General features: G+C 52.1%; 17 protein-coding genes. 12 read left to right on the plus strand and 5 right to left on the minus strand.

Annotation, left to right across the window (positions count from 1 at the left end):
- The first annotated feature begins 1 nt into the window (after position 1).
- The 4 genes from AC6I7T_RS27935 to AC6I7T_RS27950 all read left to right on the plus strand — a co-directional run bounded on the left by AC6I7T_RS27935 (position 2) and on the right by AC6I7T_RS27950 (position 5,434).
- On the plus strand, positions 2-1,096 hold the full coding sequence (locus tag AC6I7T_RS27935; protein ID WP_497791104.1) for an NADH:flavin oxidoreductase: 1,095 nt from the start codon (positions 2-4) through the stop codon (positions 1,094-1,096).
- Between the two features lie 285 nt (positions 1,097-1,381).
- Entirely contained in the window at positions 1,382-1,684 is a 303-nt protein-coding gene (locus tag AC6I7T_RS27940; protein ID WP_497791105.1) for an ArsR/SmtB family transcription factor, read from the plus strand.
- Between the two features lie 20 nt (positions 1,685-1,704).
- Positions 1,705-2,301, plus strand: coding sequence for a DNA-3-methyladenine glycosylase I (locus AC6I7T_RS27945; protein ID WP_497791106.1), 597 nt, complete (start codon positions 1,705-1,707; stop codon positions 2,299-2,301).
- A 976-nt stretch (positions 2,302-3,277) separates the two neighbouring features.
- Positions 3,278-5,434 (plus strand): FG-GAP-like repeat-containing protein, encoded by a 2,157-nt coding sequence (locus tag AC6I7T_RS27950; protein ID WP_497791107.1) that lies wholly within the window; start codon positions 3,278-3,280, stop codon positions 5,432-5,434.
- 119 nt (positions 5,435-5,553) lie between these two features.
- On the opposite strand, the gene AC6I7T_RS27955 is transcribed toward AC6I7T_RS27950, so the two are convergent.
- Both AC6I7T_RS27955 and AC6I7T_RS27960 read right to left on the minus strand, forming a co-directional pair.
- Entirely contained in the window at positions 5,554-5,739 is a 186-nt protein-coding gene (locus tag AC6I7T_RS27955) for a hypothetical protein (protein WP_497791108.1), read from the minus strand.
- A gap of 698 nt (positions 5,740-6,437) precedes the next feature.
- On the minus strand, positions 6,438-6,842 hold the full coding sequence (locus AC6I7T_RS27960; RefSeq protein ID WP_497791109.1) for a low affinity iron permease family protein: 405 nt from the start codon (positions 6,840-6,842) through the stop codon (positions 6,438-6,440).
- Between the two features lie 731 nt (positions 6,843-7,573).
- Here AC6I7T_RS27960 and AC6I7T_RS27965 point away from each other — a divergent pair.
- The 4 genes from AC6I7T_RS27965 (at position 7,574) to AC6I7T_RS27980 (ending at position 13,819) form a co-directional block, all read left to right on the plus strand.
- A complete protein-coding gene (locus AC6I7T_RS27965) occupies positions 7,574-8,557 on the plus strand; it encodes a hypothetical protein (RefSeq protein ID WP_497791110.1) in 984 nt (327 codons plus the stop codon).
- A gap of 392 nt (positions 8,558-8,949) precedes the next feature.
- Positions 8,950-10,605: a hypothetical protein gene (locus tag AC6I7T_RS27970; RefSeq protein ID WP_497791111.1), complete on the plus strand. Its 1,656-nt coding sequence runs from the start codon at positions 8,950-8,952 to the stop codon at positions 10,603-10,605.
- A gap of 680 nt (positions 10,606-11,285) precedes the next feature.
- A complete protein-coding gene (gene ltrA, locus AC6I7T_RS27975) occupies positions 11,286-12,761 on the plus strand; it encodes a group II intron reverse transcriptase/maturase (RefSeq protein WP_497791112.1) in 1,476 nt (491 codons plus the stop codon).
- Positions 12,762-13,030: 269 nt separating this feature from the next.
- Entirely contained in the window at positions 13,031-13,819 is a 789-nt protein-coding gene (locus AC6I7T_RS27980) for a hypothetical protein (RefSeq protein ID WP_497791113.1), read from the plus strand.
- 221 nt (positions 13,820-14,040) lie between these two features.
- On the opposite strand, the gene AC6I7T_RS27985 is transcribed toward AC6I7T_RS27980, so the two are convergent.
- Positions 14,041-14,895, minus strand: a complete 855-nt coding sequence (locus tag AC6I7T_RS27985) for a lectin OAA family protein (protein ID WP_497791114.1) — start codon at positions 14,893-14,895, stop codon at positions 14,041-14,043.
- Positions 14,896-15,466: 571 nt separating this feature from the next.
- Between AC6I7T_RS27985 and AC6I7T_RS27990 the strand changes: the two genes are divergently transcribed.
- From AC6I7T_RS27990 to AC6I7T_RS28005, 4 genes are all read left to right on the plus strand, one after another.
- Entirely contained in the window at positions 15,467-16,147 is a 681-nt protein-coding gene (locus tag AC6I7T_RS27990) for a hypothetical protein (RefSeq protein ID WP_497791116.1), read from the plus strand.
- Positions 16,137-16,325 (plus strand): hypothetical protein, encoded by a 189-nt coding sequence (locus AC6I7T_RS27995; protein ID WP_497791117.1) that lies wholly within the window; start codon positions 16,137-16,139, stop codon positions 16,323-16,325. Before AC6I7T_RS27990 ends, AC6I7T_RS27995 begins: the two co-directional genes overlap by 11 nt.
- Positions 16,326-16,427: 102 nt before the next feature.
- Complete coding sequence (locus tag AC6I7T_RS28000) at positions 16,428-17,495, plus strand: VWA domain-containing protein (RefSeq protein ID WP_497791118.1); 1,068 nt, start codon at positions 16,428-16,430, stop codon at positions 17,493-17,495.
- Positions 17,496-17,772: 277 nt separating this feature from the next.
- Positions 17,773-18,825, plus strand: coding sequence for a 3-deoxy-7-phosphoheptulonate synthase (locus AC6I7T_RS28005; protein WP_497791119.1), 1,053 nt, complete (start codon positions 17,773-17,775; stop codon positions 18,823-18,825).
- 866 nt (positions 18,826-19,691) lie between these two features.
- Here the strand turns inward: AC6I7T_RS28005 and AC6I7T_RS28010 are convergent.
- Entirely contained in the window at positions 19,692-21,260 is a 1,569-nt protein-coding gene (locus AC6I7T_RS28010) for a sensor histidine kinase (RefSeq protein ID WP_497791120.1), read from the minus strand.
- A complete protein-coding gene (locus AC6I7T_RS28015) occupies positions 21,257-22,114 on the minus strand; it encodes an alpha/beta fold hydrolase (RefSeq protein WP_497791121.1) in 858 nt (285 codons plus the stop codon). Before AC6I7T_RS28015 ends, AC6I7T_RS28010 begins: the two co-directional genes overlap by 4 nt.
- Positions 22,115-22,570: the final 456 nt, after the last annotated feature.

Genomic DNA, 22,570 nt, shown 5'->3' on the forward strand with positions numbered 1-22,570 from the left:
TGTGGAAGTGCTCTTTCAGCCCTTTGCCTTAGGGCGATGGACGCTTAAGAACCGGATCGTTATGGCTCCGATGACTCGTCAGCATTCTCCTGGAGGTGTTCCGGGAGAGAATGTGGCGCGTTATTACCGCCGGCGGATTGAGGGCGGAGTCGGGCTGATTATTACTGAGGGGACGTACATTAATCATCCCGGTGCGAATGGCTATGCCAATGTTCCGGCCTTCTTTGGCGATAAGGCTCTTGCAGGCTGGCGGCGTGTCGTGGACGAAGTTCACGAAGCAGGCGGCAAGATTATTCCGCAGATCTGGCATGTTGGTCCGGTGCGCAGGCCCGGTATGGAACCTGATCCGCAGGCTCCTGGGTTTGGTCCGATGCAGATAGCCAGCGAGGGAAAGACCGTTGTTAAGCAGATGACGCATCAGGATATCGCCGACACGGTGAAGGCCTTTGCTCATGCGGCTCGCGATGCCGAGCGAGTTGGCTTCGATGGCGTTGAGCTCCATGGTGCTCACGGTTATCTGATTGACGCTTTCTTGTGGGAAGGATCGAATCAGCGAACGGATGAGTACGGCGGATCGCTTGAGAATCGTGCTCGCTTTGCCGTTGAGGTTGTGAAGGCCGTACGCGCGGAAGTAAGCCACGATTTCCCGATTGTCTTCCGCTTCTCGCAATGGAAGCAGAAGGATTATGACGCTCGCATCGCAAATAGCCCCGAAGAGTTGAAGGTAATTCTTCAACTATTGTCTGAGGCTGGAGTCAATATCTTCCACGTAAGCACTCGTCGCTTCTGGGAGCCTGCCTTTGCCGGGTCGGAGGAGACGTTAGCAGGATTGACGCGTCGTTTGAGTGGCAAGCCTGTGATTACGGTCGGCAGTGTTGGCCTGGATAAGGCCTTTACTCCAGGGAATGCTGACTGGCATGCCGGCGTGGCGGATATCCGCACGCTGGTGGAGAAGTTGCAGCAGGGCGAATTCGATCTGGTTGCGCTTGGCCGCGCACTTTTGTCGGAACCGGATTGGGCGAAGAAGATCGCCGAGGGCCGCGAGGGAGAGATCAAGGAATTCGATAAGGAGTCCTTGACTACGCTGGTCGTCTAAAGCGTTTCCCGTAAAGATGTAGATCGAGTCACAGAGGCATACGCAGCTTTCCGCCAGAGAAAGCTGCTCTTCGCCATCGTTGGCAAGTCGATACCTATGCGGGAAATGCTCTAAAGAGGGACGTTGTCGAGATAACGTCCCTCTTTCCGTTGTGTGTTCCGGGGCTTCCATGTTGAGAGGAGGAAAACCGCTCCTGCTGTAGACTCTGGGAGGAAGACCGGCGTTGCCTTGTGAAGTCGTGTGCCAATCTTTTACTTTGATCTGGTAGGTTAGGAAGAGGGAACTGTGATCGACGTCGACGAAATCATAAAAGCTCTTTCTAATCCTGTCCGCCGTGAGATTTTGCAGTGGCTGAAGGAGCCGGAGAAGAACTTCGAAGGGCAGCCGCATTGTCCTTTGCGTGAAGGAGTCTGTGTCTCCCGCATCTTCGAAAAGAGCAATCTCTGTCAGTCGACCGTCTCGACGTATCTCGCTATGTTACAGCGGGCGGGACTGGTAAAGGCCAAGCGCATTGGGCAATGGACCTTCTATCAGCGGGACGAAAAGACGATTGAGCAGTTTCTTAAGCAACTCGATCGCGACATTTAGTTAGAAAGAGATCTGTAAGAATGGCAAACACGAAGACCGACGTCATTGATATTGGTAAACGATGCAGTTGGGTAACTGCCGATCCGTTGTATCTCGCCTATCACGATGAAGAGTGGGGAGTGCCCTCGCACGATGATCGTCATCTCTTTGAGATGCTGGTTCTGGAAGGCGCTCAAGCCGGATTGAGCTGGATAACGGTGCTTCGTAAACGCGAAGCCTATCGGCGGGCCTTTGCCAACTTCGATCCTGTTCGCGTGGCAGCCTTCAAGGATAAAGATGTTGAGAAGTTGATGGCGAATGAGGGGATTATTCGTAATCGTGCAAAGATCCTGGCCACGATTCAACTCGCCGGAGCGGTGTTGAAGATTCAGAAGGAACACGGATCGCTGGATAAGTTCCTGTGGTCGTTTACTGGGAATAAGGTTATACGGAACAGCTGGAAGACTCTAAGAGATGCTCCTACTTCGACTGAAGTGTCGGATGCCATGAGCAAAGCCCTGAAAGGGTATGGTTGTAAGTTTGTCGGTACAACGATTCTGTACGCCTTTATGCAAGCCGTCGGCATGGTCAACGACCATGTAACCACCTGCCCGAGATATAAAGAGCTGAAGAAGTAACTATAGCCTGTGGCCCATTCAGGCCGTGCAGCTGAATAGGCGAAGCATCGGAAGTGAGAGCACCAATGTCTGTAGTCTAGAGCAAAACCAGCGTTACTATGTCCTATCCAAATTCGGCGATGCGCAGGTTTTCTTGACGGAAAACCTGCGTAGGGAGTTGTGGTTCGGGATACACCTACGCTGGTTTTGCTCTAGGTCGCGGAGTTAATCTTGTTCCGCGAGTAGGTTTTTCTCCCGGAGGGAGCAGGCGACAATAGCCCAGGGTGAAGCGTAGCGGAACCCTGGGGCACTGGCATAAAAGATGGTTAGCCCCGTAGGGGCGCGCGATCTTTTCCTTTTTATCTATCGTGCATTGCTTCTAGATAAGCATCACAAGATGTTCCAATTCTGGGAACAACGATATTGCAGCATTCCTATGAGATAGTGCAAAACGAAGTAATGAAGAACTATCAACCAGTCTTCGCCCCGGCCCTCCGGGACGGGTATCTCTCTTTATGAACTCACCCAGGATTCCGCTCGCTTACGCTTTGCTTCATCCTGGGCTACTCTCGCCTTCTCCCTGCCGGGAGAATATGTACAAACTTCTTCGATATGTCCAGTAGCATTTGGGTTAGGCGTTGCCGTAGCGGATTAAAGTCCATGCCTTGGCACAAACCAACATCACATCTTCAAGACAGTTCCTTCAGGTTATTTCCTTGATTGTTCTCTCAAGATGTAGAAGCGCCATACCCTGGTTGTGGCTCTTCCTCTTTAGAAAACGTAGAGACTCACTATCTATGTTTTCAGTGACTAAGCTCTCCTGATCGCAACTGGTCTCTATCTCTCGATTATGCAGCATTGGCAAAGAGAATCGTGCTACACTTCGCGGTGTCAAAAATCGGACGCCAAGGAGGCGCGGATCATGAGGAGCTACCGCGATATTCCCCGACATAAACAATCTGCACGATAACAGCATTCCGAATTGCGTGAGGTAGTCATGTATTCCCTCGACTGGGCTTTTCCGCTTCTGCCACGCACGATTGCCAGTCTCATTCGAAACCTAGTCCTTTTTCTCCTGGTAGCGTTCTTTATTCATATAAGTTCCTTGTGTGCCACAAAAGTTACGACTACGACGACGCTGAATCTCTCTCCCGGTTCTAACACCTTCAATTCACAAAATCCTGTGGCCCTTACCGCCTCGGTATCGGCAGGAGCGACGAAGGGGCTTCGAGGACAAGTACTGTTTTGTGATGGATCGGCCCAGTATTGTGAAGATTTGGCTGTATTAGGTTCTGCCCAGCTCAAACCCGATGGTACAGTCTCTCTCAAGGTTTTATTAAGTGTTGGGACCCATAAGGTGTATGCACGGTTTCAAGGAACAGACTCACTAGCATCGAGTGAATCCGGCATGCAAAATATAACTGTCCTTAGGATGTCTCCCACGAAGACAACTATTGCCACATCAGCTAAAGGGAATAAATACAATCTGACCGCGACAGTAACGGGCGAGGGCAAGCAGGGCATATCAGGCCTGGTAAGGTTTGCAGAAGTGCTGAGCAATCAACATATTTTAGGCACTCGTCCGATGGGAAAGTCTACCGAGAGCCACAGCTTTTTGCATTCTGTCACTTCTCCTACGACCGATTTGGTTCCCGTGCATATGGTTTCGGCCGACTTCAACCTCGATGGTTTCCCGGATCTTGCAGCAGCCAATTATCATGATCGTACTGTAAGCATCTTTCTTGCAGATCCGAACCATCCAGGTCAATTCCAACCGCGAACGGATTATAGAGCTAACGGCGGCTTGACGTACCTTGCGACCGGGGACTTCAATATTGACGGAGTCCCTGACTTAGTAGCGTTAGCGATGGATGAAGATACTGCTTACGTATTTCTAGGAGATCCGCAGCATCCAGGCCAGTCCTTCAGTCCGGATGTGTACCAAGTGAGAGGCATTCCTGCTGGAGCGGCAGTTGGCGACTTCAACGGCGATGGCCTGCTGGACATCGCTGTTTCCGTGGCACAGGGAGAATTGGACTCAGCAACTGGTATACGCATCCTTTACAACAACCTCAATGAGCCCGGAAGGTTCTCGGTTGCAGACATCATACCGATTGACGACTCGCCACGAGAATCCATCGCAATGGATTTCAATCGGGACGGAACTACCGATTTGCTCGTATCCGGTTGGAGGTATTTGCATCTATTACTCAGGGACCCAACTTCGGGAGGACAGTTCCTGCATGAACAAATATCGACTACATCGGGATATCTTCCCCTTAAGCCTGTAACCGCTGACTTTAATCAGGATGGCTATCCCGATGTGGCCGTCGGCCTATACGAATCGGGAGTTAGCTTGCGCGGCTTCGATGTCTTTTTGAGCGATGCCTCTCACCCTGGACAATTTCTTCTTCCGGAAAACTACTGCTGCTCCGCAGACGATCTATCCATTAGCGCCTCTGTGGTGGGCGATTTTGACGGAGATGGAATCCTAGATTTGGGAGCGGGAATTTCACAGAATGCAATTGCTATCCGCTCAAGCGATCCCAGCCATCCGGGTAAGTTCCTGGATGTTGTCCATTATCCAATTACTGGAGCTCCATTGGAGAGCGGATTCTTCTCCCTCTTGGCTGCAGATCTCGATGGAAACGGAATTACCGATCTGGCTACGACGAATTATCCCGACAGCAACTATTCTATTAGCGTCTTCCGTGCACAATCGATTCAGACTGCGGGAGCCACGCTCACGAATGTTTCGCCCGGCCCTGGCCCCCATTATGTGTCTGCATATTACTCGGGTAGTAGTCTCTACGAAGGCGGCCATTCTTGTGCCATTCCTCTGAATGCTGAAAGTCCTTCATCGCCCAAGATCGGCAATGTTCAGGTTACAGGTATTACAGCAACGGCTGCAATCGTGAGCTGGTTAACGAATGTACCCAGCTATGGGGTAGTCGAGTACGGGATTGCGCCACTCTTGAATCAACAAACTCCATGGTTGGATCAACTGAAGACAAATCATTCGTTTGTATTGCGTGGGCTATCTCCCAATACGACTTATAGTCTGCGGGCGCGTTCCGTTTCTTTCTTCGATGACTGTACACATTGGACCACCTTCTCGCAGCCTATGACCTTCCAGACCGGCGCCACACAATAGAGCTGTGACTACACAGGGGGGCGGGAGTTTGCCTTCCTGGTCCAGATTATTCTTGATCGAGAACAACCGGATAGCCTTCCATGGTAAGGCTTCCGGTTGTTACGTGTAGAGAGGTGTTGTTACTGGCTATCGCCGTCGCTGTCTTTGTCGCCAGCCGAAGCTGCGGCTCTGCCTTGTGTGCTGATGCTGACGGTGTCCGGTTTGAGGCTCGCAGACTGCGAAGAAGAAGTGGGAGCGGCTGGCTGAGACTGTGATTGTATCTGTGCCGGTGCAGCTGAAACCGATGCTGAGATGGGGCTAATCATTCGTATCCCTCCTTTAGTGAATCAGCGATTGTGCGTTTCAGCGCGAACTGCAGGCTATTGCCATATCATGCGTCTCGCGTGAAAAATGCGCGATGCCGATGATTGCTTCGCCTTGTTCTGAATACTTAAACGCTATTGCTGATGGGCTCAACATAACATGATCAGCCGGTGTTCACAGGCGTCTGTCATTTAGGGAAATCTGGTTGAGATAGTACTGTATTAGGATCTCTTTATGTTTGCGGTATGGGTTTGTGAAATAAGAGCAGAGAGTGAAACTTTTATTAGCTTCCCGCTGTTTCTCGCGAGCTCTGTCTCAGAACAGGTCATTGAAAATATGAAAAGAGTAACTACCCAATCTGGGAATTACGAGTTTGTCATAGAGTCGTCATGGACAAATTTATAGGAATCGTGACGAAAGTTCTTGCTTGGTCCTCAACAATCGCACAGGTTGGCGCGACTCCTACTCAAACCTCGATAACAGATGAGAATTCGTCTAAAGCATTTCCCGAAATACTGTGAACTTTCCAAGATAGGTGAAGAGCGGCTTGCTTTCCACCCCAGCAAACCAAAGACAGGTTTGCTAGGGCCCCCGGTCTTTGGCGGAAAGCTACGCCAACTTCTATTGCTTCGGTCTGCATCTTTTCGGTAAAGGCTCTAGATAGAACGGAGTTCGGAGAAATGAAAGATTGTTTGGGGCTTCACGCAGTACGACGCTTGCGCGCCTCGAATTCTGCATGAATAAGATCGTACTTTTCAGTCAGACGTTGCAGCTCTGCATCGGATAGCTTTTCAATGCTGATCATCTCATTGTGTGCAGCCCGTACCGAGCGTATCAGTTCGTCCAGCTTCAGGTGGATCGCACGGGCATCGCGATTCTGTGTGTTCTGGATCAGAAAGACCATCAGAAACGTGACAATGGTTGTTCCGGTGTTGATTACCAGTTGCCATGTATCCGAGTAGTGGTACCGCGGGCCGGAGACGATCCACAAGAAGACGATGAGTACCGCCGCGATGAATGCCGAAGGCGATCCAACCCATGCCGCCGCCTTAGCTGCTGTTTTCCCAAATAGATCAAGAAAGGTACTCTTCTGCTGCTCTGCCATCGCATATCACCTCATAATCTCGTGTCGCTGCATCTATTTGGATGCAGGCAGAGCTGTTTCAAGGTGATTCAACGGGTGTTCAAATCATCGTTACTCCTCCGCCCTACAGGACCGGGGCAAGGAGTTGGAAATAGATGTGACATGTGTTTTCACTCCAGGGCGTGTTTGGAATACATTTTTATGGTTTCAAATCCCAAAGACATGGTTGTCAATTGAATCGGGTGGAGCAAACTTCGGCCAAGTTCGATCTTTCCTCTGCTTTAATAGCCACACGTCGCAGGCGGTTGAATATTGCGTTGAAACCTTCGAGATATAAGCTAAAGAAAGCCTTTGCATAAAGATATCTTTCGTCCGACCGGTTATCTCTAACAAACATCTAGAACTTAATGAAAACTTCTCCTGCATGGCTTCCTTATTCAAGGATGAAAGCTTTCAATAAGTCTTGACAGAGCTATTTCCAACACCCTAGTATCCGATGCCGTTGAAGAGAGTTCAGACAGTAGGGACCGATCCGGTCAACGGTGGAAATGGAGTTATCACTACAACCAGCTCCGCCGTTACAGCCCGCATCGTGCAGATCAGCGGACGGCTAAGCTGCAACAGAAAATTGCCACGGTACAGCGTCTAGCGAGATGAAAGAAACAAAGCCCCCTCTCCTTTAATGAACGAAACTTTCGCGAATGTATTTCACCTGCTCGATTTGGATCTGTGTGTTTCTGAGGAGATAAGGAATGATTCGACCGATAAACCTCTTCCGAAATGCTCAATCGATTTCACTTTTGCTCTTGCTGCTTCTTGGATTCGCAAGCATATCCAGAGCCTTCGGGCAGCAGACGCAGAGCCAACCCGGTACTTCTTCGAAAGTGCCGATGTCCGTCGCTCGTTTTTATTCGCATTTTCTGATGCATCAGAGCGTCCTCGATGCCACAGCAGCTAAGCTCCAGTCCGATGGCAGAGACGGAAATCCTCTTCGTAACGACCTGCAAACCAGGCTCGGTTTCTCCGATGCGGATTATGAGCCCATCCGCACCTCGTCGCAGAGGCTGGTTCTCTCATTGAAGGCGATCGATACACATCTAAATGCCTTACAGCACACTTCGGCTAACGTCGAACAGGCGCAAGCGCTCCTGGCCCAGCGGGAGACGCTGATCTACAAAGAGATCTGCAACCTGGCTCTCCAACTTTCGCCGCGGAATAAGGCAACGCTGGAGAAGTTTATAGTGCAGTTCTTCTCACCTAAGCCGCTAACGTTCCATGCCTCGCAGCTTGCTGTTCAACCAACCGGAGTAACCGCCCAATCCAGTGGTCCCATCGACGAGTGCTCCAGCCATGATTACCCATACGGAATTCAGGGTACCGCCTGTCTGGTAGGAAACACCACTTACCTGAAAGCTTATGAGGAGAGTGGCTTAGTCAGCCCAGGGGTCTATGCTGTAGTTGGGCAGGCGTCAGAGGCAAAACTTTACGACGGGAACACTCTTCTAGCTGACTCCAATGCGCCCGGCAATTCCTATTCATCTTGCGATAATAGTTATTCACAATTTAGTGGAAGCTGTGGGTCGGTGGTTGTGATCGAATCGATCAATATTGGTCACACTTATACCGTTGTAGGAGATATCCAGGTGCTATTCGATCCTTCATGGACAGGCACCTATTCCGATGCGTATTGGATCGATGAGGGGGGAGACACTGTATCCGTGCAAGTAGGTCCCTAGCTAGAAGCACTTTCACAAATAATGCTTGTAGCAGTAATGGCTTCCGTATTGAGGATGCTCTTGATGAAACGCCAAGAGCGCCTCATCGCGGAGCGGCTCCAGCCCATATGCAACGTGGTGCTCCGACTCAATCAAGAATCGGCTCATGCGGTCTGACGGGAGAAAATTCTACATTTGTCATTGTGGTATGGCAAAGAGGAACAAGGTGCGAAGTGGGTGGCGGTCAGAAACCGCCACCTTCCTGTGCTGATTCCTTCCTCTTCATCGTTTCGTCCGCAACTTGCGTCCTCTTCTTGGGGTTTTAGAAATCAGCGGCTTTCTGCTTGTGGTTGCATTTCAATGCTATGAATCGGACAGCTCGCAGTAGTGTCACCTGTGATCGAGGTATCGGAATGCTTATCTTCTCAAGCAGGCGAAGATTATTCGAGCAGTTAGTCACGATTGCAATTCTGGGAGCAGCATTCATTGGAAATACTTCGGGGATACAAGCGCAGAGCCAGCGTGTGGGCCCGGTAACGGGTGTTATCGATACTGTCCAGTTCAGCGGTGATCAATATTATGTTTCAGGCTGGGCCTGCCAAGAAGGTCAGCGTGGTTCTATCGCCGTTCATGTTTATGCTGGTCATGCTGCAGATAGCAAGCCTGCTGGGTCTTTTGTTACTGCGGGTACGGCAGATTTAGCGAATGAGGCAGCTGTGGATCGGGAATGCCAGGACGCGAATGGTGGCAAGCACCGGTTTCGCATAGCCCTTCCCAATCAGTTGTTGAGAACCTTTCAGCATCAGAGGCTTTATGTTCACGGAATCGCGATTGCCGGAAATGTTGCGAACAGTGCAATTGCGGGTTCGGGTAACTTTCTGTTTCCCGCGCCGAAGTGGCCGCCCGATCCGCCTACGCCCAACCTCCTGGAGGGCGCACCCGTAGCGGCGTTTGATACCCGGCGGGATGCTTGTGAGCAAATCGATATTCCCGATGCTGCGGCTCGATCCTTCCGTGACTACAAGGGAGTTGTTCATCTGATTGCTTCACATTATGTGACCCGAGCAGGACTCGGCCCAACCTTGGACACTGCAAAACATAATTGTCAGATCGTTTATCAAACACCGCACGATGGCAACATTGCGGATTTCAACGACTATACCTGGCTCAATGCGTTTTACAACATCGACGGCAGACGGATCGTGGCGCTGGGGCACATGGAATATCACGGTTGGGAGCATGGTCAATGCGCAACTAAGACGGACAATGTAGCTTGCTGGTATAACGTGCAGACATACAATCTGTCAGACGATGGAGGCTATCATTTCTACCGGCCGCAACCACCGGCAAATTACTTTGTAAGTCTTCCTTACCGGTATGTTGTAAACCAAGGTCCCGAAGGCTATAGCGTCGATGCCAATATCGTAAAGGTCGGAGAGTGGTACTACGGTGCCGTGAATGGATGGAGCTGGCCACCGAATTGCGGAAGCGGCAAAGGTCAGCATCCCTGCTTGAATCCCGGCGGCACGTGCCCTATTCGTACGTCGAATATTCTTGATCCGTCGTCATGGCGCGGATGGGATGGTAAAGGTTTCGATGTTGCCTTTGCCGATCCCTATCGCGCACCAATCAATGATCCGGCATCACATGTCTGCGTAGCGGTGCCCAATATAGAGTTCCTGACCGGGTTCAATTATCATCCCGCTTCTCACCTGTTTATTGGAACGCAGTTTACGCCAGGGGAAACCGCCTATGGACCGGCGGGCGTGTACTTCACGACGTCTCCGGATTTTGTGCACTGGAGCAAGCCTGCCTTGGCGATGACTTTGAATCAGATGTTGCGGCGGGAACCTGAAGGGAGTTGGTCGTACGCGTACTTCTCTTTGATCGATCCGAAATCGGCAGATCCGAATTTTGTAACGATTACCGATTCGCCTTACCTCTACTACGTGCGAATGGATGACAATCACGGTCCCTTTCAACGTGTTTTGTTTCGTCAGAAGATCAATCTGAACTGGCTGCTAGCGAAGCAGAGTAGGGTGGCAGGTTCTTTGCGAGTTTCCAATTAATCTTTGCGCAAGGTGTTTTGCCGCACTGAATCTCCAGGTTCCGCGATTGGGTCAGCGCTCTAAGATAAGTCCATGGCTCATCGAAAAGATTGCCGTGGACGGAGTACCGCCGGACTCCAGGCCGGCTGTCGTGTGGGCGTCCTCGCCCACACAGGCGATGCAGCATAGGAAAAGGGAAGTGTCGTTCTATTCCTCTCATCCCTGGTGGAGGGCCTGGAGACCCTCCACGACAGCCGGCGAGGACGCCGGCGGTACAAAACAAGCTGAACCACGAGACAGCTCATCTTTCTTACTTCTTCTTCCTCTAGATGTAGAAACTCGAAAGCGCCGGGAGACCGGCATAGCGTAGTGAATGAAAGAGTCACGCAGTGAAGGAGTAGCAAACCACACTGGCCCCAAGTCATGCGGCGAGGCCCGAGAGGGACTGGCTGAAGCGTTGGACAGGGGAAAATGCGGGCCGGGCAATAGAGCCGCGAAATTACATTCAACTTCGGGACGCCGACGAATTGAGTTTGTTCGGAAGGCAACATCTGAGGTGCCGCTAAGCGAGGTACGGAAGAGTCCCGCGAGGTCGAAGACCCTGGCACGTATGGACGCGCTAAGCACGGGAACCGGGAGATCCCGGGTTCGCCCGAGAGAAGCAACACGGGCCGCATCTGGAAGTCCAAGGACAGAAGCAGATGATGAACGAACACGGGAAGTCGGACAGATCCAAGGTACCAGGGAAGTCTCCGAACAAAGACGGGAAACCGGCAGCGGAGGGGATGGAGGGACGGGATCTGGCCAAGGGCAATCCGCAACAGCAAAACACGTACCGGACGCAGAGCCGGGGAAACGTGCAAAGAGAGCTGGAGCGGGTACGGCAAGCGGCAAGAAAGGACAAAGAGACCAGATTTACGGCGCTGTTCCACTACGTCTATAAGCTGGAGATGCTGGAGTGGGCCTATTTACAACTGAAGAAAGAGGCCTCACCCGGCGTGGATGGGGAGACGTGGCAGCACTACGGCGAGAACTTGGGAGAAAAGCTCCAGGACTTGTCCCATAGACTGCAGCGAGGAGCGTATCGAGCGAAGCCAGTACGGAGAACGTATATCCCGAAAGCCGACGGGCGACAACGAGCGCTCGGGGTGACAGCGCTGGAGGACAAGATAGTCCAACGAGCCGTTGTAGAGGTGATGAATGCGATCTACGAACAGGACTTTGCAGAGTTCTCGTATGGATTCCGAGCAGGGCGAAGCCAACACCAAGCGTTGGATCAGCTCTATGTAGGGATCATGGAGAAACCAGTGAACTGGGTGTTAGATCTGGACATACGAGCCTTTTTCGACAGTGTGTCGAAGAACTGGCTGGTCCAGTTTATCGAGCACCGGATAGGAGACCGGCGCGTGGTGCGACTAATCCAGAAATGGTTAAACGCAGGCGTGCTGGAAGACGGAAAGCTGACGGTGAGTGAGCGGGGGACGCCACAAGGAGGCAGTGCATCGCCATTGCTGGCAAATGTCTACCTGCACTACGTCTTTGACCTTTGGATCCAGGTGTGGCGGAGGAAGAACGCACGCGGAGAAATGATGGTGGTGCGATTCGCCGACGACATAGTCGTAGGATTCGAGGAGAAGATGGAGGCCGAGCGGTTCCGGAAAGAACTGGAAGAACGGATGAAGAAGTTCAATCTAGAACTGCACCCGGGCAAAACGCGGTTGCTGGAGTTTGGACGTTATGCGGCCAGAAATCGGGAACAAAGCGGCGAAGGGAAGCCGGAGACGTTCAATTATCTGGGCTTCACGCATATCTGCGGAAAGACCAGGAAAGGAAAGTTTACGGTGTTGCGGCAGACAAACCGAAAGCGCATGCGTGCGAAGCTGAGGGCCATCAAAGAGGAACTACGGAGACGCATGCATGATCCGATGGAAACGGTAGGGCGATGGTTGCAGGCGGTAGTTAGAGGGCACATGCGCTATTACGGAGTGCCTACTAACAGTCCATCGCTGCAGGTCTTTCGCAATCAAGTTAGTCGATACTGGCACCGGATGTTATGCCGGCGCAGCCAACTCGGCTACGTGATCTGGGAACGAATGCAGCGGCTCATCCATCGCTGGCTACCTCCAGTCCGTATCTGTCACCCTTATCCTTCGTGTCGCGTGCGCGTTAGGACCTAAGGCAGGAGCCGGATGAGGGAAATCCTCACGTCCGGATCTGTGCGGGGGGTGCGAAGTAATTCGCATCCCTACCGCGACCAGCGACACGGCTACAGCCATGCCCTAACACAAATCGATACCACCTCGTCATGATCGTTTTCCGTAGTTATCCCCTGATGTGTCACTTCTGCGCCGATTCGGTACGAATCATCTCTTCCGGTAAAGCCTTTGCTTGTTTCTTTCGTCAGAAAGAGAGAGACTGCTAGCGAGTCCACCGGAGAAAAGCTGAAATGTTAACGACCTCCTACCAGGATCTCGCACGACATGGTGTCCTTTTTGTTCTGCCTGAAGATTCTCGCTTCTCCTCCATGCTGGAGAGCATACGGGCCTGTGAGCTGAGACTATTGCCGGACGAGGGCCTCGATTTCGCTGCAATCCTTTGTAATCAAAGCAATAAGGCTATTGTTGCGCTTGCCTACATCTGGGAATTTACTGCCCTGGATGGCAGGAAGCATCAGGTAGCTTTCAACAATCTTGGTTCCAGCGGTCAATTCGACGTGTTGCGCGGAACGGCAGGCGTTATACCGGAACGCTATGGAGCCATTCTTCCCGGATCCAGACGTTTGATTACCGAACACGATCTTTACGGCGACAACTCCGATGTGCTGCCGGAAGAAGAGGCTGCGCCGCGCGATCTGCTGACTCGTCGCGTCAGGCCGATCTCCGTGCAATCAAAATGGAGAGAAGTGGAACTGCAGCTGGACGCGGTTTTCTTTGAAGATGGACTTTGCGCCGGTCCCGATCAACTGGGGTGGATCAAGCGCGTTATCAAAGGTCTCGACGAAGAGCGCGCGGCTGCTCACGATTGTGCTCAGGCTTTGCGACGCGGTGCGACCAGAGGCGTTCTCTTCGACCGGGTGCGCGAGATGGCAGGGAATTCAAAGGAGCAGCCGATTCAGCATCTCTTTGCCATCATGGCAATCGATAATCTGATTCGCCAACAGACAGATCGAGAATTGATTGCCTGGTTTGAGCGATTCGAAGCTTCGCGCCCTATAGCATTTCCCGAAAAGATGTAGACCGAAGTAATAGAAGTTGGCGCGGCTTTCCGCCAAAGAAAGCCGCTCTTCATCTAACTTGGAAAGTTTACAGTATTTCGGGAAATGCTTTAAGTTGCGTCATGTAGAGGAGTGAAGCGGCAAGCGACGCTTCTGCTGGAGCTTACGATACGGGCATGACCACGGACAGCCATGGATAGACCGCCATAGAACAGCGGCTATTCATGGCCGTTCGTTTTAGACTAAGAAGCTGCTGCTAAGCGTGTTTGTACCGCTTGTGCGTTGGGAACAGCCCAAGCCGTAGTCAAGGTAAGACCTATCGGGCCTTCTCCGTTATAAGTCATGGTGCCGTTCAGGTTAGCACCGTCAGTGCTTTGAGCATTCACGGCTACTACGCCTTGTGCATCGCCGCGGCAGCCAATAACAAATTGTCCGCCCGGATGCCAGGGAGCTGTTGAGCCTCCCCACTGATTCTCGACCTGATAGGTGTTCGCCATCGTGCGAGTGCCACGGAAGCCGATGGGGCCTTCTCCCGCGTAAGTCATTGTGCCCGTGAGGGTCTGGCCATTGTCATTGCTCGATATTGCGAGTGCGATGACGGGTTGATTGGCACGGCAGCCGAGAACCCACTGTCCGCCCGGATGAGTTGGAGTATTGGCACCTCCCCACTGGTTTGCTGCATTGTAGGCATAGCCATCGGCAAAGGAGCCCTGGAAGCCGATCGGTCCCTCGCCAGCGTAGGTCATGGTTCCGGTAAAGGTCTTGCCGTTGTCAGTGGAGCGGACGTCGAAGGCAATCGCATTCTGTCCATTGCGTCCACCGAGCAGGAAGAATCCCGCGTCATGCCAGGGAGCTGTCGAGCCACCCCACTGGTTTTCTACGTGGTAGGTATTCATCGTAACCAGAGTTGCTCGAACTCCGATAGGGCCTTCGCCTGTGTAGGTCATGGTTCCGGAAAAGGTTGTGCCGCCGTCGTTTGAGTTAATCTGCAGGGCGACTGGTAATTGAGAGCCACGGTTGCCAATGTTAAAAATGCCACCGGGGTGCCAGGGAGCAACAGAGCCGCCCCATTGGTTCTGAATGTTATAGAGAGACATATTTCCCCTTCCGTGGTTTGTTAAAGGTTAAAAATATTCTGGCAACACTCCTATATGTAACAGCTATCGGCCACAACTTATCGTGACGGATATCCATTGGGAGTGCTGTCCACAATGAGTAACGGAGAATCGATAGTTTCCCTTTCGAGATGACTGAAGTGAGATCGAAAATATCTTCCTTCTGCGTAACTTCTTCGATCCTGAGTTACTGCAATCGATCTTCCAGTCTTGCCAATAAAGAACAGGATCAAAACGCCGGGGATAGCTTACCGGCTGGGGATCATCTCATACCTGCGTTGTTTCTGCAAATCAATGTTAGAGGAATATAGATAAGACAGAGTTTGGTGGATTTTGCTGTTTGTAAGCCAAAGTGTCTGGTGCCTGGGCCGCTCTCCGTCGAGTTGTGTAACGAAGAAAAACTACATCCGATGGTGAATGAAAGTGTCGGATGCGTGGACTGTGGCCTTATGTTTTCGCGGTCTTACACGCAAGTGATTCAAACTCCTGTCGTTATATAGAAGGCAGGAAATTGCCGTAAGATTAGCTCGTTTCGTGCTACCATTCGCGACAAATGCAAGAGTGCTTGTATGCCTTTTCGATTTGGAAGCAAGGTTTTCAGTTTATTGCACATCATTGGCCCTCGCTCGACCAATGGGACAAGATCCTGAAGCTTGTCGCTGTTATAGTTGGCGGTGCCTGGGCGTGGATGAACTATTTGCGCGGCCGCACCTTTAAGTCAAGACTGGAGCTTTCCGTTACCGGCAAACTTAGAAAAGTTGAAGGATCGCTTCACGTTACAACTACTGTGGTTGCTAAGAATGTAGGGCTTTCCAAAGTGATTCTGGAGCAGATGGGAAGCGGTATTACATATGCGTTGTACAGCGAAGACAGCAACAGCGCCGATGGTGTAAGCCTGAAGGAACTGGAGCTTACATCGTCGATCTTTACCGAACATGATTGGATTGAACCAGGAGAGCCTATCAGCACGGAAGTCTTCGCAATTCTGCCGGTAGACGATTCTGCGACCGCATTAAGAATTGGTGTGGCCCAACTGGGCAGATCGAATTTCTGGCAGTTCTTCAGCCATAGAGTTCCTGCGCATGCGCAGAGCGCAGAAGAGGCTGCACGCAAGAATACACAATGGTCAGCGAATGCGGTACTGTCCATTGAGGATGAGCACGAGACGAAAGCGAAAGAGCCAATTCTCAAACGGATTACCGATTTTCTTCGAGGAGAAAGAAATGATCAATAGTGACGATTTGAATCTTGACGATCAGAGTGCTCCCGATCTTGAGCAGCTGGAGAAGATAGAAGATCGCAAGCGGATCATCATTCCCAAAGATATAGAGCCGGCCTATCAGAAGGCTCCCGATCCGGAGCAGATCAAGAAGAGGGAAAAGGGCAAGAAGAAACAAGCTGTGGCAGGGTAGGAACAGTCCTTTTCACGTTGTCGCCGATTTGCGTATCGCCGACTCCCGAGACTATCAATAGACAGGCAGTTTATTGCGGATGGCTTCGAGGGATGGTGAAGGATGCAGTTGCGCGGCCGGATTCTGTGTTGCTGGTTGTTTCTTGCGATTCTTGCAGTGCGTAGTGGGAAATCGGCGGCGGGGCAAGATGCCGCTCCTGCCAAGAATGCGGCTCCTGACATTCGGGCCCGCTCGAATCTGGTGCTTGTGCCTGCCCTGGTGCAGGATGCGCAGGGAGAGCTCGTCTATTCTTTGACTGCTGGCGACTTCATCGTTACGGATAACGGCGTTGAGCAGAAGATTCGTCTTGATGAGGGTCTGTCTACGCCTCCGCTTGCCTTGGTTGTCGTTCTTGAGAACGGTCGTTCCGGTCCCCGGCAGTTTGAGTATCTTCGCGGTCTGAGCACCATGATGGAAAGCATCGTGGGGGAAGCTTCTGTTCGCGCTGCGCTGGTTACCTTTGACAGCAAACCAAAGCTTGTTACGAACTTTGCTGCAAGCCTCGATCCTGTTCGCGAGGCCATGAAGCGGCCGACCTATGGGGACAACGACGGCGCTGTTTTCGATGCTGTCGCCTTTGCGCTGAAGATGCTCGATCGGCAACCGTCCCAGTATCGTCGCGCTATTCTGCTGGTAAGCGAGACGCGCGATCACGGCAGCCATGTCACTCATGAAGAATTGGTTCGTGCCATCGGCGCGAGCAACACCGCTGTCTATAGCCTGGCCTTTTCTCCGGCAAAGACGCAGCTCAAGGACGAGCTGGCCCACGGTGGGCATACGAATAAGCCATATAATCTCTCGGTTTTTCTTCCTCCCGTGGTCGCGTACTTTAATCTCACTCCGGTGCTCAACATGGCCATCAATGGGATGAAAGAGAATGCGGCAGAAGAGATAGCGGATCTCTCGGGTGGCGAGTACATCCGCTTCGATAATCAAAAAGAGTTCGATAGAAGCTTGAACACGATAGCCAACCACTTCCCGAATCGTTATCTGCTGAGCTTCCAGCCCGTCGTGCCGCAGACAGGGCTGCATCCTCTGACCGTGCGGGTGAAGAATCATCCTGACTACCTGGTGAAAGCAAGAACGGGATATTGGGCCGAAGAGGATATGCAGGGTCCGCCTTCCCGGTAATCGTGTAAACGCAACGTTTTCAATGGAATACAGGTAAATTCAAGCCCGTTGCTCGAAGATTTATCCCGAGAAGCTTCTGTCTTGCCGTCACCTGCTTCTACCGGCGAATGGCGATTCATTTTCTGCGATTGCGGACTTTCCTGGTGGTGAATTCGAGATCGATTGGTCCGGCCATCCTTGAGGCTGTTAGATTAATGATTAAACAGAAGAGAAAGGATCAAGTTCTTTCCGGGGCCAGGCACCGGTATGCTCCGTCCCAGCAGAATCATAAAGACCAATGTTCTACCCCACAGACGACCTCCGCATTAAATGGACGAAAGTTGTTCTCCCTCCGGTATTTCTCGAAGAAGAGTTGCCGATCACCGATAAGGCATCGTCGACGGTTTATCAATGCCGCGAGGAGATCTGCAACATTCTGAAAGGGAAGGACCAGCGCCTGGTTGTGGTTGTTGGCCCCTGCTCCATTCACGACACCAAGGCTGCGCGCGAGTATGCGGCCCTGCTGCGCGATGTGAAGGAGGAGTTTGAAAAAGAGCTGCTGCTCGTCATGCGGGTCTACTTTGAGAAGCCGCGTACGACAATTGGCTGGAAGGGCCTGATCAACGATCCTCATCTCGACCAATCGTTCAAGATCAACGATGGCTTGCGGATTGCGCGCCATCTGCTGCTGGATCTTGCCGAGATGGGTGTGCCTGCCGGAAATGAGTTCCTCGACATGATCTCTCCGCAGTATGTCGCTGGCTTGGTTAGTTGGGGCGCAATCGGTGCGAGAACGACGGAGAGCCAGATTCACCGCCAGCTGGTCTCTGGACTCTCTTGTCCTGTGGGCTTTAAGAATGCTACGTCGGGCGATGTGCAGATTGCCATCGACGCGATTCTTTCCTCTGCGCAGCCGCATACCTTCCTTGGACATACGAAGCATGGGCAGACAGCGATCTTCGAGACCCTTGGGAATCCCGATTGCCACGTGATTCTGCGCGGCGGTAAGAAGATGGTGAACTATACGGCTGAAGCAGTCGATGAGGTTTGCAAGCGTTTGGAGGGCGCGGGGCTTCCTCCTCACGTGATGATCGATTGCAGCCACGCGAACAGCAGCAAGGATTACACCAGACAAGGAATAGTCTGCCGCGATGTTGCCGGACAAGTTGCGCGCGGCGATAAGCGCATCATCGGCGTCATGCTGGAGAGCAATCTGGTCGCCGGTGCACAGAAGCTGGTTCCTGGTCAGTGTCCCACCTATGGGCAGAGCATCACCGATGCCTGCATCGATTGGAAGGAAACCGTCGGACTGCTGAAGGATTTAGCCGCAGCCGTTTGCGCTGGACGATAAATAGGCCTGGAAGGCCGCTGGCTAAACATGAGCCCAGTCCGTCAGGACTGGGTCGATAGACGACAACATATCCGAGCGCTAGCGGCGCGGCACCTGATCTCGAGTGTCGCGCCTCCAGCGCTCGGATATTGTTTTGTATTTCCTACCCAGTCCTGGCAGACTGGGCTGACGTTTGGTACCGGCCCCTTGGGCCTATTCCGTTCAAAGACGTCTTATCTGTGAGAAGTAATGAACAGCATGACAAACAGATAGGCTGCGATTGCAAAGGCAATCGGCCAGGCTACAGGCTTTCCGTAATTGAGTGAGTAGCCTGTTCCACAGCGGCTTTGCACGAAAAGAACTGGATCGGAGCGATCGACATAGAACAGCCCCCAACGCCAGCGGTCGTCACCACCCAGTTCTGCTGAAGGCGGAACAGGTGGAGGGCATGGAGACCGGAGGTTACCCACATATGGTGCAAGGTATGAGGGAGTGCGAGCGTGGTTGAAGCATTGTATGGATCATTAACAGCAAGGGAACAATACCCTCCCGGAGGGAGCGAACGAAAATAGCCCCGTGTGGAGCGTAGCGGAACGCGGGGTTAGTAATCCTATTCAATTGATCCGCCCCGGTAGGGGCGGAACGAATCCTAATCTCCTTACTTAAGATTTGTGGAGAATTTCGTGCCGCCACCATACGGGGCGGCGGGGTTTTGGGTTGAGCTAACCCAGCGCTTTCGTCCGCAAAGCGGACTCCGCACTGGGCTATTACCGATTCGCCCCGCTGGGGCGAAGTGCTGCTTCATTGCGGTAGATGGAAGACGCTTAAGAAATTAGATTCTTCACGGTTACCGAAATCTTCCTGCGCGATTATGGTATCTGAAAAAGTTACTCTTTGGGCAGCGCGAAATAGAAGGTTGCGCCCTGGTTTACGGCGGCGTTGGCCCAGACTCTGCCGCCGTGGCGCTGTATGATGCGCTGGACGATGGCCAGGCCCATGCCTGTTCCTTCGAACTGTTGAGATTGGTGCAGTCGCTGGAAGGTTCCGAATAGTTTGGTGGCGTGTTCCATGGAGAATCCGACGCCATTATCCTTAACCGAATAAATGATTTCGCTGTTGCTCTGTTCTGCGCTGACCTGAACCGCAGGGTCCTTCTGCTTCGAAGAGTACTTAAAGGCATTGGAGAGCAGATTGATCCAGACCTGCTTGAGAAGGCTCGAATCGCCATGAGCAACGGGAAGATCCGCTACCGTGACCTCTACCTGCCGTTGCGGATCTTGAAGCCTCAGGCCCTCCAGCGACTCCTTGACCAGCCGGTTCATATCGACTGTTTCCTTAGCGACAGACTGTCTGCCTAAACGGGAGAAGGCGAGCAGGTCGTCAATCAAGGTATACATGCGATTGGTCTGGCCCTTGATGGACTGCAGATGGTAATTCACTTCATCGGGCGAGAGGGAAGCGATGTCTTCTTCGAGAGCCTCGGCAAATCCAGCCATGATGCGGAGCGGGGCGCGGAGGTCGTGTGTAACGGAAGCGGTAAAGGCTTCCAGTTCTTCATTCGCAAGAGCAAGGGCTTTGCCCTTTTCGATTAATTCCTGTTTCTGCCTGTAGTCGGCGGTGACATCCTGAAAGACCCAAAGCTGTCCGATGCGGCCTTCTACATTGAGCCTGCGTGTCTCGACGGCTATCACCTTCGCAAGTGGATCGCCAAAGGTCCATACCCAGCTGCCTCGAACGGGTGTGTGCTGATCGGAGTTTGTGCCCTGAATGTTATGTGCCGATTCCCGGAGACGTTGCATTGCCCTCGAAAGAGAAGAGGCCGTAGTGATGATCGACGGCAGATCGAGCAATTCTCGAGCCGGGGCATTCATCCACGCTTCGGCTGTATCGAAGTCGACAAAGATTACACCCTGGGGAATGGTCTCCAGAATCGATGAGAGCCGGTCCTGGGTAATCTTCAGCTGGTAATCCAGATCTCGTTGCGGAATCAGTGCCTGAAAGCAGATCTGTAGTTGTTGAAACTGCTTATTCATGACGCCGAGGGGACGAGGTTGTTTCCATGCCAAAAGCACTACGGCTGAAATCTCTTCCGATTGAACGGGAAGAAAGGCGACGGAGCGGGCTCCCCAGTGGACGAGCAGCCGGTTGGCTCGCGGATCGCTTGGATAATCTTCCATGACAACGGGATCGTAGACGCCGCATGCAAAGTCGCAGACGGATGACATGGTCAGGATCGAGCAGAGCCCTTCCTGAGGATCTTCCGCCGTGCATTCGATGGTGAGCGGATCAAGGACTTTCAAAACACAGGCAAGGTCTGCCGAGGTTTCTTTTCTTGCCAGCATGAGAGTGGCAAGGACGCTGAAGTCTGAATGGCCGGCAAATTGGGCCAATCTTTCGAAAGGAGATTTCTCCTGGCCTTCCTGCTGCCGCATTGAACTTGGCGTGGTCATCATCATTCGAAAGTGGCCTCGATAGCGTCTATTACCAGGTTAGGAGCTGTAAGATGCGGCAAATGACCTGAGATGTCGAACTCGCGATACCGGCTACCCGGAATCTGCCGGTGGAGGTACTGGCCGACGAAGACCGGCACGGCTGCGTCGGAGCGGGATTGAAGGATGGAAACGGGAATCTGTACCTGCGGAAGTTCGCTGCGATGATCGGACTCGAACATGATGCGCAGCATGGAGAGAGCAATGTCCGGCCGAATCTGTTTGAGCGTTTGCGTAAGATAGACGGCAAGTTCCGGATTCTCCTCGCCGATCATCGCCGGAGCAAAGCCGCCGGCCCAGGAGGCATAATCTTCCGAGGCCAATTCATAGATCTTTTCGATATCCTGTTTTGAGAAGCCTCCCTCATAATCTACGTCGTTCAGGAAGCGGGGAGAGGCGCCAACGAGGATCAGGCGGTGAAAGAACTCAGGAGCCATCAGGGAAGCAAGTAGTGCGATCATTCCTCCCATCGAGTGAGCAACGAAGGTGCACTTCTTTAGTTCGAGTGCCGTGCATATTTCCAGCATGTCGTTGGCATAACTGTAAAGGGAACGATAGCGTTTTGGCGTGTAGGCCGAAACGTCGGAGTGACCACAGCCTACATGATCGAAGCGCATAATCCGGAAACGGTCGCGGAAGGCGTTGACCTGAGAGTCCCAAACACTCTGGTTTGTCCCAAAGCCATGCACGAAGACAATCGTGTGGTTGCCTCTTCCTTCTTCTGCAACCACGTTTCGACGTCGAATTGCGTCGGAAGATAATCCTATGACCGTCATACGAATCGTCTTGCTGAAAATATCTCCAATAGTATCTTCGGCCAAAATAGGAAATTTGATTAACGCATACTTAAGCCTGAAGATGTTGCAAGCAGTAAATTTCTACCGGTTCAAAGTCCTGCGAGTAATTTTTGCATCGCATAAAAGTTCTCAGTATTTCGATGCTGGAGTAACTTCGGGAGTAAATCGCTATTATCTATAGACAGAATTACTTGATCTCTCCAGCGCCGGATCGAATTCAATGGCGAGTGAGAGTGAAAGCTCTGCCATCCTCCTCAGATCTACCTCTTTTTTCTAGTGTTTAGGTAATCCTAAATCCTGTCGAGGTGATTGCGGGAATTGAATTCATAACGAGCATGGTATTAACTCGAAATGGAACAGTTTGCCTAAATAGATCCATGGAGAAGGGTCAGAAATTCTGATTCGTTCTATGTTGCTTGAAGTGGTTTAATATAAAGGTCTCAAAACCAGCAGGCCGCCTGATTGCTGCCTGTCCTTCAG

It is taken from the genome of Humiphilus diazotrophicus (assembly GCF_059726315.1).

What these genes read in the sequence shown, in the direction of transcription:
- AC6I7T_RS27945 (WP_497791106.1), top strand. Translation starts at nt 1,705, where the DNA reads ATGGCAAACACGAAGACCGACGTCATTGATATTGGTAAACGATGCAGT.
- AC6I7T_RS27950 (WP_497791107.1), top strand. Translation starts at nt 3,278, where the DNA reads ATGTATTCCCTCGACTGGGCTTTTCCGCTTCTGCCACGCACGATTGCC.
- AC6I7T_RS27955 (WP_497791108.1), bottom strand. Translation starts at nt 5,739, where the DNA reads ATGATTAGCCCCATCTCAGCATCGGTTTCAGCTGCACCGGCACAGATA.
- AC6I7T_RS27960 (WP_497791109.1), bottom strand. Translation starts at nt 6,842, where the DNA reads ATGGCAGAGCAGCAGAAGAGTACCTTTCTTGATCTATTTGGGAAAACA.
- AC6I7T_RS27965 (WP_497791110.1), top strand. Translation starts at nt 7,574, where the DNA reads ATGATTCGACCGATAAACCTCTTCCGAAATGCTCAATCGATTTCACTT.
- AC6I7T_RS27970 (WP_497791111.1), top strand. Translation starts at nt 8,950, where the DNA reads ATGCTTATCTTCTCAAGCAGGCGAAGATTATTCGAGCAGTTAGTCACG.
- ltrA (WP_497791112.1), top strand. Translation starts at nt 11,286, where the DNA reads ATGATGAACGAACACGGGAAGTCGGACAGATCCAAGGTACCAGGGAAG.
- AC6I7T_RS27980 (WP_497791113.1), top strand. Translation starts at nt 13,031, where the DNA reads ATGTTAACGACCTCCTACCAGGATCTCGCACGACATGGTGTCCTTTTT.
- AC6I7T_RS27985 (WP_497791114.1), bottom strand. Translation starts at nt 14,895, where the DNA reads ATGTCTCTCTATAACATTCAGAACCAATGGGGCGGCTCTGTTGCTCCC.
- AC6I7T_RS27990 (WP_497791116.1), top strand. Translation starts at nt 15,467, where the DNA reads ATGCAAGAGTGCTTGTATGCCTTTTCGATTTGGAAGCAAGGTTTTCAG.
- AC6I7T_RS27995 (WP_497791117.1), top strand. Translation starts at nt 16,137, where the DNA reads ATGATCAATAGTGACGATTTGAATCTTGACGATCAGAGTGCTCCCGAT.
- AC6I7T_RS28000 (WP_497791118.1), top strand. Translation starts at nt 16,428, where the DNA reads ATGCAGTTGCGCGGCCGGATTCTGTGTTGCTGGTTGTTTCTTGCGATT.
- AC6I7T_RS28005 (WP_497791119.1), top strand. Translation starts at nt 17,773, where the DNA reads ATGTTCTACCCCACAGACGACCTCCGCATTAAATGGACGAAAGTTGTT.
- AC6I7T_RS28010 (WP_497791120.1), bottom strand. Translation starts at nt 21,260, where the DNA reads ATGATGATGACCACGCCAAGTTCAATGCGGCAGCAGGAAGGCCAGGAG.